This window comes from Mycobacterium sp. 852002-30065_SCH5024008 (genome assembly GCF_001665645.1).
GTDB lineage: Bacteria > Actinomycetota > Actinomycetes > Mycobacteriales > Mycobacteriaceae > Mycobacterium > Mycobacterium paraffinicum.
This window is the reverse complement of the sequence record NZ_LZSZ01000091.1, coordinates 1-11,032: the sequence shown is the minus strand read 5'-3', so window position 1 is coordinate 11,032 and position 11,032 is coordinate 1. Positions and strand designations below refer to the sequence as shown.

Annotated in this window: 12 protein-coding genes and 2 pseudogenes; 10 read left to right on the top strand and 4 right to left on the bottom strand. The window is 67.9% G+C overall.

What is annotated here, in order from left to right:
• On the top strand, positions 1 to 162 hold a 162-nt coding region (locus tag A5781_RS12585; RefSeq protein WP_197281332.1), incomplete at its 5' end, for a WXG100 family type VII secretion target.
• Positions 163 to 191: 29 nt separating this feature from the next.
• Positions 192 to 476, top strand: a complete 285-nt coding sequence (locus A5781_RS12580) for a WXG100 family type VII secretion target (protein ID WP_067205933.1) — start codon at positions 192 to 194, stop codon at positions 474 to 476.
• A gap of 22 nt (positions 477 to 498) precedes the next feature.
• Here A5781_RS12580 and A5781_RS12575 read toward each other — a convergent pair whose 3' ends face one another.
• The 3 genes from A5781_RS12575 to A5781_RS12565 are packed head-to-tail and all read right to left on the bottom strand — an operon-like array spanning position 499 to position 3,667.
• On the bottom strand, positions 499 to 1,512 hold the full coding sequence (locus tag A5781_RS12575; RefSeq protein ID WP_067205929.1) for a zinc-binding dehydrogenase: 1,014 nt from the start codon (positions 1,510 to 1,512) through the stop codon (positions 499 to 501).
• Positions 1,512 to 2,699 (bottom strand): LLM class flavin-dependent oxidoreductase, encoded by a 1,188-nt coding sequence (locus A5781_RS12570; protein ID WP_067205925.1) that lies wholly within the window; start codon positions 2,697 to 2,699, stop codon positions 1,512 to 1,514. The genes A5781_RS12575 and A5781_RS12570 overlap by 1 nt, the downstream gene beginning before the upstream one ends.
• A complete protein-coding gene (locus A5781_RS12565) occupies positions 2,696 to 3,667 on the bottom strand; it encodes an alpha/beta fold hydrolase (RefSeq protein WP_369817718.1) in 972 nt (323 codons plus the stop codon). The genes A5781_RS12570 and A5781_RS12565 overlap by 4 nt, the downstream gene beginning before the upstream one ends.
• A 130-nt stretch (positions 3,668 to 3,797) precedes the next feature.
• On the opposite strand from A5781_RS12565, the gene A5781_RS12560 reads away from it, so the two are divergent.
• The 8 genes and pseudogenes from A5781_RS12560 to A5781_RS12525 all read left to right on the top strand — a co-directional run.
• A complete protein-coding gene (locus A5781_RS12560) occupies positions 3,798 to 4,214 on the top strand; it encodes a VOC family protein (RefSeq protein ID WP_067205922.1) in 417 nt (138 codons plus the stop codon).
• A gap of 236 nt (positions 4,215 to 4,450) precedes the next feature.
• Positions 4,451 to 6,841 carry an ATP-dependent zinc metalloprotease FtsH gene (gene ftsH, locus A5781_RS12555; RefSeq protein ID WP_067205919.1) on the top strand — a complete coding sequence of 797 codons (2,391 nt, stop codon included), beginning with the start codon at positions 4,451 to 4,453 and terminating at the stop codon, positions 6,839 to 6,841.
• A gap of 15 nt (positions 6,842 to 6,856) precedes the next feature.
• Positions 6,857 to 7,468: a GTP cyclohydrolase I FolE gene (folE, locus tag A5781_RS12550; protein WP_067205916.1), complete on the top strand. Its 612-nt coding sequence runs from the start codon at positions 6,857 to 6,859 to the stop codon at positions 7,466 to 7,468.
• Between the two features lie 19 nt (positions 7,469 to 7,487).
• Entirely contained in the window at positions 7,488 to 8,321 is an 834-nt protein-coding gene (gene folP, locus A5781_RS12545) for a dihydropteroate synthase (protein WP_067205913.1), read from the top strand.
• Positions 8,314 to 8,715 carry a dihydroneopterin aldolase gene (gene folB, locus A5781_RS12540; RefSeq protein ID WP_067205910.1) on the top strand — a complete coding sequence of 134 codons (402 nt, stop codon included), beginning with the start codon at positions 8,314 to 8,316 and terminating at the stop codon, positions 8,713 to 8,715. The genes folP and folB overlap by 8 nt, the downstream gene beginning before the upstream one ends.
• The gene (folK, locus tag A5781_RS12535) at positions 8,712 to 9,260 is read left to right on the top strand and encodes a 2-amino-4-hydroxy-6-hydroxymethyldihydropteridine diphosphokinase (protein WP_067205906.1); all 549 of its coding nucleotides are present in this window, start codon (positions 8,712 to 8,714) and stop codon (positions 9,258 to 9,260) included. The genes folB and folK overlap by 4 nt, the downstream gene beginning before the upstream one ends.
• Entirely contained in the window at positions 9,260 to 9,736 is a 477-nt protein-coding gene (locus tag A5781_RS12530) for a DUF3180 domain-containing protein (RefSeq protein ID WP_067205903.1), read from the top strand. The genes folK and A5781_RS12530 overlap by 1 nt, the downstream gene beginning before the upstream one ends.
• An 86-nt stretch (positions 9,737 to 9,822) precedes the next feature.
• Positions 9,823 to 10,941: pseudogene (locus tag A5781_RS12525) on the top strand (DUF6779 domain-containing protein); the annotation flags it as partial.
• A gap of 15 nt (positions 10,942 to 10,956) precedes the next feature.
• On the opposite strand, the pseudogene A5781_RS26195 reads toward A5781_RS12525, so the two are convergent.
• A pseudogene (locus tag A5781_RS26195) lies at positions 10,957 to 11,032 on the bottom strand (hypothetical protein); the annotation flags it as partial.

Genomic DNA, 11,032 nt, shown 5'->3' with positions numbered 1-11,032 from the left:
AGCGGTCAGGCGCAGGCCACCTCGTACGACACCATGGGTCAGGTCAACCAGGCCTTCCGCAACATCGTCAACATGCTGCACGGCGTCCGCGACGGACTGGTTCGAGACGCGAACAACTACGAGCAGCAAGAGCAGGCCTCACAGCAGATCCTGGGCAGCTAGCCCACCAACAAAACAGGAGACGATTAACGATGACCATCAACTATCAATTCGGTGATGTCGACACCCACGGTGCCTTGATCCGCGCGCAGGCCGCGTCTCTGGAGGCTGAGCACCAGGCCATCGTTCGCGATGTGCTTGCCGCCGGGGACTTTTGGGGCGGTGCCGGTTCGGTGGCCTGCCAGGAGTTCATCACCCAGTTGGGTCGCAACTTCCAGGTGATCTACGAGCAGGCCAACGCCCACGGGCAGAAGGTGCAGAGCGCCGGCAGCAACATGGCCAGCACCGACAGCGCCGTCGGCTCCAGCTGGGCCTAGTAGCCGGGTCGCCACCATCGACCTAAGGAGTGACGAGAACTTTGCAGTGACGCTCGGGGTCGGCGAGGTCGTCAAAGGCCGCGCCGACCCCGTCGAGGCCGACCTCGCCGGTAATCAGCGGGGTCGCGTCGATTTCGCCCTCGGCCAGCGCGCGCAGCGAGTCGGTGAACTCCTCCGGGGTATAGGCGAGTACGAATTGAACACTGATCTCTTTGGCGATCGCGAAGAACGGATGCACCGTGTCGGGCTGCATACAAACACCGGCGACTACCAGGCGGGTGCCGGGCCGGGCCCGAAGCAACACGTCGTCGATGATCCCCGGCACTCCGACCGCCTCGAACACCACCGAGGGTTTGACCGAGTCGAACGGCGAACCCTGTGCGGCATCGAGCGCCCGATGGGCGCCCATGGCGGTGGCGAGTTCGCGCCGCTTCGGCGAAAAGTCGGCCGCGACAATGGTTTCGACGCCTCGGGCACGCAGGGCCGCGATGATCGCGATACCGATCGGGCCGCAGCCGATGACCAGCGCCGTCTCGCCGGGCGCGATGTTGGACTTGTTGACGGCGTGCAACCCCACCGCCATCGGTTCGGTCAGGGCCGCGTGTTTGAAGTCCAGGCCGTTCGGGATGGGCAGCAGCAGCGGCGCCGAGAGCAGCATTCGTTCGGCGTAGCCGCCGATTGTGCTGTTGCTGTAGACGATTGGCTCCACGCCCTTGGCGGACAGCAAGACCGGAAGCGAGGTGACCAGCGTTCCCGGCGGGTGGGTTTCGGTGTCGGGTCCGGCCTCGAGCACCTCGGCGCTGAACTCGTGTCCCATGAAGACGTCGTGGTCCAGGTCGACGTGCATGCCGCCCGCGCCCGCGGCCACTCGATTGCTCATTTCGAGCACCTGTGCGCCGTGAGCGGCGAAATGCAGGTCGGACCCGCAGATCCCGCACGCCCGCACGCCGACGAGCACCTGCCCTGCCTCGGGCACGGGCTCCGGCACGTCGTCCCGGTAGACCATCCGTCCATCTCGCAGTACCGCCGCGCGCATCAGCTTCCCGCGCCCTTCTGCTCCTCGACATGCTCGGTGATGGCTTTCACCACGGCCTCACCCGCTCGGCCGATCAACTGGTCGCGATTGCCCTTGGCCCAGTCGTGCGACGATCGCGCCGCCTCGAGCTGGCCCTTGAAATGGGGAATCACCTTGCGCGCCATCAGGTCGTAGCAGTGATAAGTCGCTTCGGGGGATGCCCAGTCGTGGCCCAGCATCAGCAGCGTGCCGAACCCGCCTGAGCGGTCGAGCAAGTCTTCGATGTGGGCGATCGCGTCGTCGGGGGTACCTATGCAGCAATTGCCCTTGGCCGCGTAGTCCTCGACGAACTCGTGCGGCGTCTGGGCACCCTCCACGGCGTTGGCCAACGGGACGAACCCCGCCGCGCCGAAGTAGTTTGCGAAATCCTGTAACCCGTAAGTGCAATCGTCGATGGCTTGCTCGCGGCTGTCCGCGATGTGCATGATGCTCAGAACACGCCAGTCGGACCGATTGGGCTCGTCGCGGCCGACTTTGGCGGCCTGCTCGCGCACCACGTCCCAGGTGGTTTCCAGAGCGGCGTAGCCACCCGGCACGGACATCGACAGCGACAACAATGACGTGCCCAGTGCACCCGCCAGCCGCGGCCCGGACGGCGAAATCATTGCCGCGGTGGAGATTTCGGGGTAGGGCCAGGTGTAGGGCCGGATATGCAACTGCGCGTCACGCAGGGTGAACCAGTCGGCATGGCGGTCTATTCGCTCGGAGGGCCCGGCGCGGAACAGCGCGAGGATCGCTTCCAGCGACTCCTGCATCATGTGCCGTTGATCGACCGGGTCGATGCCCATCATGTAGGCGTCCGATGGCAACGCGCCCGGGCCGGTGCCGAACATCACCCGGCCACGGGTGAGGTGGTCGAGCAACACCCAGCGATCGGCCACCATCAGCGGATGATGGTAGGGCAGCGAAACCACTCCGGTGCCCAACCGGATGTGCTTCGTCCGCTCGGCCGCCGCCGCGATGAAAACTTCCGGGCAGGCGATCAATTCGTAGCCACCAGAGTGGTGTTCGCCGAACCACGCTTCGTCGAAACCGAGCCGATCCAGTGCGACCACGCGTTCCATGTCGTATTCCAAAGCCACCGTTGGCGATTGGCCTATCGGGTGAAACGGTGTGATGAAGACACCGAAGCGCAGGGGGGCACTCATCGCAGCTCCAATTCGTTGAGGAAGTCCAGTAGGGCGGCGTTCACCTCGTTCGGGCGCTCCTGCTGCAGCCAGTGTCCCGCGTCGTCGATCATGACCTGACGGTAGGGGCCGGTGATCAACTGCGACGCGCGGTCGGCGCGGGTGAACGTCAACACCGGGTCGGCGGTCCCACCGATAAAGAGCGCCGGCACAGTGATTTTCGCGTCGTCGAGCTCGGGGGTGGTCTCCCAATTGCGGTCGAAATTGCGATACCAGTTCAGGCCACCGGTGAACCCGGTGCGAGAGAACTCGTCGATGTAGTGGTCGAGCTCGTCCTGGCTGAGCCAGTCCGGCAGCCGGTCGGGTTCCGGAAGGCGATCGATGAACCCCTCGGTACCGGGCGCCACCATGCGTGCCGCGGAGAGCGGGTCACCCGATGTGCGCAGCCCGCCCAGCATCCGGCGGATCGTGCGGGCGGGATCACCGTTGAGCTCCGCGTCGGCGACGCCCGGCTCCTGGAAGTACAGGATGTAAAAGAACTTGTCGCCGAACATCTTGCGCCACGCCTTCGTCGGCGCAACATGCGAGCGGGGCACCGCCGGGACGCTGAGCGCGGCGACGGCGGCGACCCGATCCGGGTGCAGCAATGGCGCATTCCACACCACGGCGGCGCCCCAGTCGTGTCCGATCCAGACGGCGCGTTCGGTGCCGACATCGTCGAGCAGACCGACCAGGTCGGCCGTCAGCTGGTGGATGTCGTAAGCCTCGATGGCGTCCGGGCGCGAGGAGCCGCCGTAGCCGCGCTGATCCGGTGCCAGCACGTGGTAGCCGGCCTCGGCGAGGACCGGTATCTGGTGGCGCCACGAATAGGCCAGTTCGGGAAAGCCGTGGGCCAAGATCACCGCGGGTGCGCCGCGCTCTCCCGCCTCGACCACCCGCAGCTGCACACCGTTGGTCTCGACTAACCGTTCGGTTGATTTGAGCACCATGCCACCAAAGCACACCCCCCGCGGGGCTGAGAAGTATTCGCGTTTGATCGCGATTTGCATCCAACGGCTTTGGTCGCCTGGTAGATATCGCCGTGAGTGCCCGCACGATTGAAAGCAGGTGAACCCGGAGATGAAGCGGCTCGACCACGTCGTCCTCTGGACGGGAGATCCGCGCGCGTCGATGGATTTCTATACGAGGGTGGTTGGCTTGGAGCCGGTCCGGTTTGCCGAGTTCGAGGCCGGCGATGCGCCGTTCCCCAGCGTGCGAGTGTGTGAGGACTCGATCATCGACTTGTCGCCGCATGCCGCTGCCGCCGCCACCGAGTCGATGACACGGGCGCAAGGCAGCGCCGGCCATCCGGTGAATCACGTTTGCCTGGCATTGTCGAAGGCCGAGTACGAGGCGCTGGATCAGCGCCTGCAAGCCGAGGGAGTGGACACCAGCGCGCGGCTGAGTCGCACCTTCGGGGCCCGGGGCTGGGCGCCGCAGGGGTACTACTTCACCGATCCGGACGGCAATGTGATTGAGGCCCGGTATTACGAATGATGGATCCGCCCGACGTGAGCGCCCGCCGCCCACCGTCACGCTGGCGTGACGCTCGGCACGCCCGGTGGGAACCCCTGCTCGTTATATCGACAAATGGTGGCGACCCGGCCCCCGCAAGCGGGCGGTACCCCCAGCGCCCGGCTCTGCCGGAGCTGGCGATCGCCACTAGCGGTAACCTGGACTTTTCTAGCTGCGTGTATATCGGGGAAGGACCTGGCCGGCGAGGCCGATGATTGATGAACCGGAAAAACGTTATTCGCACCATCACGGCGATTGCAGTCGTGGTGCTGCTCGGTTGGTCGTTCTTCTATTTCAGCGACGACACTCGCGGCTATAAGCCCGTCGACACGTCGGTGGCGGTGGCGCAGATCAACGGCGACAACGTCAAGAGCGCGCAGATCGACGATCGCGAGCAGCAGCTGCGGCTGACCCTGAAAAAGGGCAACAACGACACCGACAATTCCGACAAGGTCATCACCAAATACCCGAGCGGGTACGCGGTCGACCTGTTCAACTCGCTGAGCGCTAAGAACGCGAAGGTCAGCACGGTCGTCAACCAGGGCAGCATCCTGGGCGAGCTGCTGGTCTACGTGTTACCGCTGCTGTTGCTGGTCGGCCTGTTCGTGATGTTCTCCCGGATGCAGGGCGGCGCACGCATGGGCTTCGGCTTCGGCAAGTCCCGCGCCAAGCTGCTCAACAAGGACATGCCCAAGACCACGTTCGCCGACGTTGCGGGCGTCGACGAGGCCGTCGAAGAGCTCTACGAGATCAAGGATTTCCTGCAGAACCCCGGCCGCTATCAGGCACTGGGCGCCAAGATCCCCAAGGGCGTGCTGCTCTACGGCCCGCCCGGGACCGGCAAGACGCTGCTGGCCCGTGCCGTGGCCGGGGAAGCGGGAGTTCCGTTCTTCACCATCTCCGGGTCCGACTTCGTCGAGATGTTCGTCGGCGTCGGCGCGTCGCGGGTACGCGACCTGTTCGAGCAGGCCAAGCAGAACAACCCGTGCATCATCTTCGTCGACGAGATCGACGCGGTGGGCCGCCAGCGCGGCGCCGGCCTCGGCGGCGGCCACGACGAGCGCGAGCAAACGCTGAACCAGTTGCTGGTCGAAATGGACGGGTTCGACCCGCGCGCCGGGGTCATCCTGATCGCGGCCACCAACCGGCCCGACATCCTCGACCCCGCGCTGTTGCGGCCTGGCCGCTTCGACCGGCAGATCCCGGTGTCCAACCCGGACCTGGCGGGCCGCCGCGCGGTGCTGCGGGTGCATTCCAAGGGCAAGCCCATCGCGCCCGACGCCGACCTCGACGGGCTAGCCAAACGGACCGTCGGCATGACCGGCGCCGACCTGGCCAACGTCGTCAACGAGGCGGCGCTGCTGACCGCCCGCGAGAACGGCACCGTGATCACCACCGCCGCGCTCGAGGAGGCGGTGGACCGAGTGATCGGTGGGCCGCGCCGCAAGGGCCGCATCATCAGCGAGCAGGAAAAGAAGATCACCGCCTACCACGAGGGCGGGCACACCCTGGCCGCCTGGGCGATGCCGGACATCGAGCCGATCTACAAGGTGACGATCCTGGCGAGGGGACGTACCGGCGGGCACGCGGTGGCGGTGCCCGAGGAAGACAAGGGCCTGCGAACGCGCTCGGAGATGATCGCGCAGCTGGTGTTCGCGATGGGCGGGCGTGCGGCCGAGGAACTGGTGTTCCGGGAGCCGACGACCGGCGCGGTGTCCGACATCGAGCAGGCCACCAAGGTGGCCCGTGCGATGGTCACCGAGTTCGGGATGAGTTCGAAGCTGGGTGCGGTCAAATACGGCACCGAACACGGCGACCCGTTCCTGGGCCGGACCATGGGGACGCAGGCCGACTACTCCCACGAGGTCGCCCGCGACATCGACGACGAAATCCGCAAGCTCATCGAGGCGGCCCACACCGAGGCGTGGGAGATCCTCACCGAATACCGCGACGTACTCGACACGCTGGCCGGCGAGCTGCTGGAAAAGGAAACGCTGCACCGCGCCGAGCTGGAGGGCATCTTCGCCGACGTCGAAAAGCGGCCCCGACTCACCATGTTCGACGACTTCGGTGGCCGCATCCCGTCCGACAAACCGCCGATCAAGACGCCCGGCGAGCTGGCCATCGAGCGCGGCGAGCCGTGGCCACCACCGGTTCCCGAACCGGCTTTCAAGGCGGCCATCGCGCGGGCCAGCCAAGCCGCCGCGGCCGCGGGAGCGGACGCCGACCGAAACAACAATGGCGGCAACGGTTCTCAAGGGAACGGCCCCCGTCCGGGCGTGGCGCACGGCCCCACCCAACCGGACTACGGTGCGCCGGCGGGCTGGCACGCGCCGGGATGGCCACCGCATGATCAGCAGCCCAATCACTGGTATCCGCCGCCCCAGGCCCCGCAGCAGCCCTACTGGCCGCAGCCGGCGGGGAACTACCCGGGTTATCCGGGCCGGCCCGCTCATCCGGGTCAGCAGGGTCCGCAGGGTCAGGCGCAGCCCCCCTACCCGCCGTATCCGCCTTACCCGCCACCCGGGCTGCCCGACCCGAACGGCGGAAAGTCTCCCGACCAGCAGGACGATGACGTGAGCCGGTCCAACCCACCGGCGCACGGCTGACGAACGGAGGATTCGATGGCCTTAACTGGTTTGGGGCCGGACACCACTCCCACAACTCGGGCGTTCGACCAGCCGCGCGCCGAGGCCGCGGTCCGGGAATTGCTGTACGCCATCGGCGAGGACCCGGATCGACACGGTCTGCGGGAGACGCCGGCTCGCGTAGCCCGTGCCTACCAGGAGATGTTCGCCGGGCTCTACACCGATCCGGACAGCGTGCTGAACACGATGTTCGACGAAGACCACGACGAGCTGGTGCTGGTGAAGGAAATCCCGCTGTACTCCACCTGCGAACACCACCTGGTGTCGTTCCACGGTGTGGCCCACGTCGGCTACATCCCGGGCAACGACGGCCGGGTGACCGGGCTGTCGAAGATCGCGCGACTGGTCGACCTCTACGCCAAGCGGCCGCAGGTACAGGAACGGCTGACCAGCCAGGTCGCCGATGCCCTGATGAAGAAACTCAATCCGCGCGGCGTGATCGTCGTGATCGAGGCCGAGCACCTGTGCATGGCCATGCGCGGCGTCCGCAAGCCCGGCGCGGTCACCACTACCTCGGCGGTGCGCGGACAGTTCAAATCCAACGCCGCTTCCCGAGCCGAAGCCCTCGATCTCATCCTGCGTAAGTGAGTCGGCGCCTGTGCGGGTTATGGGAGTCCTGAACGTCACCGACGACTCGTTCTCCGATGGCGGCCGCTATCTCGACACCGGCGACGCAGTGGCGCACGGACTGGCGCTGGCGGCCGACGGCGCGGACATCGTCGATGTCGGGGGGGAGTCGACTCGCCCCGGCGCTACGCGGATCGACCCACAGGTAGAGACCTCTCGCGTGATCCCTGTCGTCAAAGAGCTTGTGGCAGAAGGGATCACGGTGAGTATCGACACCATGCACGCGGACGTCGCGCGGGCGGCGCTGCAGAATGGTGCGCGGATCGTCAACGATGTGTCGGGGGGACGTGCCGATCCTTCGATGGCGCCACTGCTGGCCGACGCCGGAGTGCCCTGGGTGCTGATGCATTGGCGGTCGGTGTCGGCCGCCCGCCCGCATGCGGTCCCGCACTACGACGACGTGGTCGCCGAAGTGCGCGCCGAGCTGCTCGCCAGCGTCGACGCCGCGGTGTCCGCGGGCGTGGACCCCGCCAATCTGGTGATCGACCCGGGACTCGGGTTCGCCAAGACGGGTCAACACAATTGGGCGCTGCTGCGCGCGTTGCCGCAGCTGGTCGACACCGGGATCCCGGTGCTCCTGGGCGCATCGCGCAAACGGTTCCTCGGTACGTTGTTAGCCGGGCCGGATGGCTCGCCGCGCCCGCCCGCCGGCCGTGAGACGGCGACCGCGGTGATCTCCGCGCTCGCAGCGCTGTACGGGGCGTGGGGTGTTCGCGTGCACGACGTGCGGGCCACCGCCGACGCGCTCAAGGTGGTGGGGGCGTGGACGCAAAGCGAAACGCAGCAGACCGACCTGGCTGGAGACGATGGCTGACCGAATCGAATTGCGGGGGTTGACGATTCGTGGACGACACGGTGTTTTCGATCACGAGCGGGCCGACGGGCAAGACTTTGTTGTCGATATGACCGTGTGGATCGACCTCGCCGGGGCCGCCGCCAGCGACGAGCTGGCCGACACCTACGACTACGCCGCCCTGGCCGAGCTGGCGGCCGACGTCGTGGCCGGGCCGCCGCGCAACTTGATCGAAGCGGTCGGGGGCGAGATCGCCGACCGGGTGATGGAAGACGACAGAGTGCACGCCGTCGAGGTGGTGGTGCACAAGCCGCAGGCCCCGATCCCGCAGCAGTTCGCCGACGTCGCGGTGGTGGTGCGGCGGTCGCGGCGCGGCGGTCGCGGTTCGGTGGTTCCGGCGGGCCGGGCGTTATGACGTGGGTGGTGCTGTCCATCGGGTCCAACCTGGGTGACCGACTGGCGCGTCTGCAGTCGGTCGTCGACGGGCTGGGCGAGAAGGTGCTCGCGGTGTCCCCGGTGTACGAGACCGATCCGTGGGGCCGGGTTGATCAGGCGCCGTTTCTCAACGCGGTGCTGATCGCCAACGACCCGGCGTGCGACGGGCAGTGCTGGCTGCGCCGGGCCCAGGAATTCGAGCGGGCGGCGGGCCGCGTGCGCGGCGAGCGCTGGGGCCCGCGAACCCTCGACGTCGACCTGATCGCCTGTTTCGGCGAGGCGGAGGTGGTCTCCCGCGAGAACAACCTGACGCTGCCGCACCCGCTGGCCCATTTGCGGGCCTTCGTCATGATCCCGTGGCTTGCCATCGACCCCGATGCCCAGCTGACCGTCGGGGAGGGCCCGCGACCGGTCGCGAGCCTGCTCGCCGAACTGGAGCCGGCCGACCGGGAAAGCGTCCGGTTGACCAGTCTGACGCTCGAGCGGGCGGGCGGGTCCCCGGCCGACCCGGAACCGGAAGCCTGATGGGCCCGACCCGCAAACGTGACCTGACAGCCGCGGTCGTCGGCGCTGCGGTGGTGGGTTATCTGCTGGTCAACGCCCTCTACCGGTGGTTTCCGCCCATCACGGTCTGGACGGGCCTGTCGCTGCTGGCGGTGGCCATCGCGGAGGCCTTGTGGGCGCGCCACGTGCGGGCCAAGATCACCGACGGCGAAATCGGCGTCGGCCCCGGCTGGCTGCATCCGCTGGCGGTGGCGCGCAGCCTCATGGTCGCCAAGGCGTCGACCTGGGTGGGCGCGCTGGTGCTGGGCTGGTGGGTCGGCGTGCTGGTGTACTTCCTGCCGCGGCGGTCCTGGCTCCGTTCGGTCGCCGAGGACACGACCGGCGCCGTGGTCGCGGCCGTCAGCGCGCTGGCGCTACTCGTCGCCGCGCTGTGGCTGCAGCATTGCTGCAAGTCCCCGCCGGATCAGACCGAGCACGGTGAAGGCGCGGAAAACTAGCCCACTCGTGTGTCGCCGACAACCGGCGTGAGAATCGCCGGAGAAGGGCGACACGCGGAATGACCTCGCGCAGGTACAGTCAGGCCATGACCGTTCTGTCCCGCGGCGCCCGGGTTCGGCGCGGCGGCCGCAGGCCGGGGTGGGTGCTCTTGACCGCGTTGCTGGTCCTCGCGATGGGGGCCAGTTCCGCACTGGTTTTCACCAATCGGGTGGAACTCCTCAAGCTCGCTGTAATCCTGGCGCTGTGGGCCGCAGTCGCCGGTGCCTTCGTCTCGGTGCTGTACCGCCGCCAGAGCGACGCGGATCAATCCCGCGTCCGCGACCTGAAGCTGGTGTACGACCTGCAGCTGGATCGCGAAATCTCGGCCCGCCGCGAGTATGAACTGACCGTGGAGTCCCAGCTGCGCCGCGAGTTGGCTTCCGAGCTGCGCGCCCAGGCCGCCGATGACCTGGCTGAGCTGCGGGCCGAGTTGAGCGCGTTGCGCACCAGCCTGGAGATCCTGTTCGACACTGACCTCGCCCAGCGCCCGGCCCTGGAGACGCCGGAGACCCAGGCGCCACGCGAGCGCGCGTACAGCGAGTGGGACCGCAACGGCGAAACCCCGCGTGATGCGCCCTACGACTGGGTCTCCAGCGACCGGGTCACTTCCGCCACCCAGGACAGCCCGCCGGGCCGTGCCGACGAAACGGCGATCATCGACGTGCCCGAGGAACCGCTGTTGCCGCCCCGGCAGGCGCAGCCCCGCCGCGAGCAGGTCCGTCACCAGTACGAAGCGCCACCGGAGTCGGCGCCACCGCTCCAACCGGAGCCGTCGTACAGCGCCGCGCCGCCCCAGCCGGAGCCGCGATTCGAACCTCGCCAGCCGCCGCCCCAGCCGCAGCCGGAGCCGACGCCTCAGCCACATGTGCAGGGCTGGCAGCCGGCGGGTGCGTCGGGACTGTGGTTGCCGCCCGGAACGCCGGGCAGCAACTGGGCCGGCTCCGAACCGTCCGTCACACCGGCCGACGAAGCGTCGGGCCGGCGGCGGCGCGCCCGCAACACCGAGTCGGACGAGGCCTGGGCCGGCCCGCCCGCCGAGCCGGTGACGCCGCCGTACGGCGAATCGGGTCGCCGTGCACGATCGCGCCACTCGGCGGAATACCGCGACTATGGCGTGAGCAATTTCGCGCCCACGAACGAGCCGGCCTTCACGCCGCCGCCCCCCGTTCCGGCCACGCCCCCGCGCTTCCTCACGCACGCAGAACGGTTCGCCGCCCATCTCCAGGACCAGCGACTGCCCGATCGCGTAGCCCACA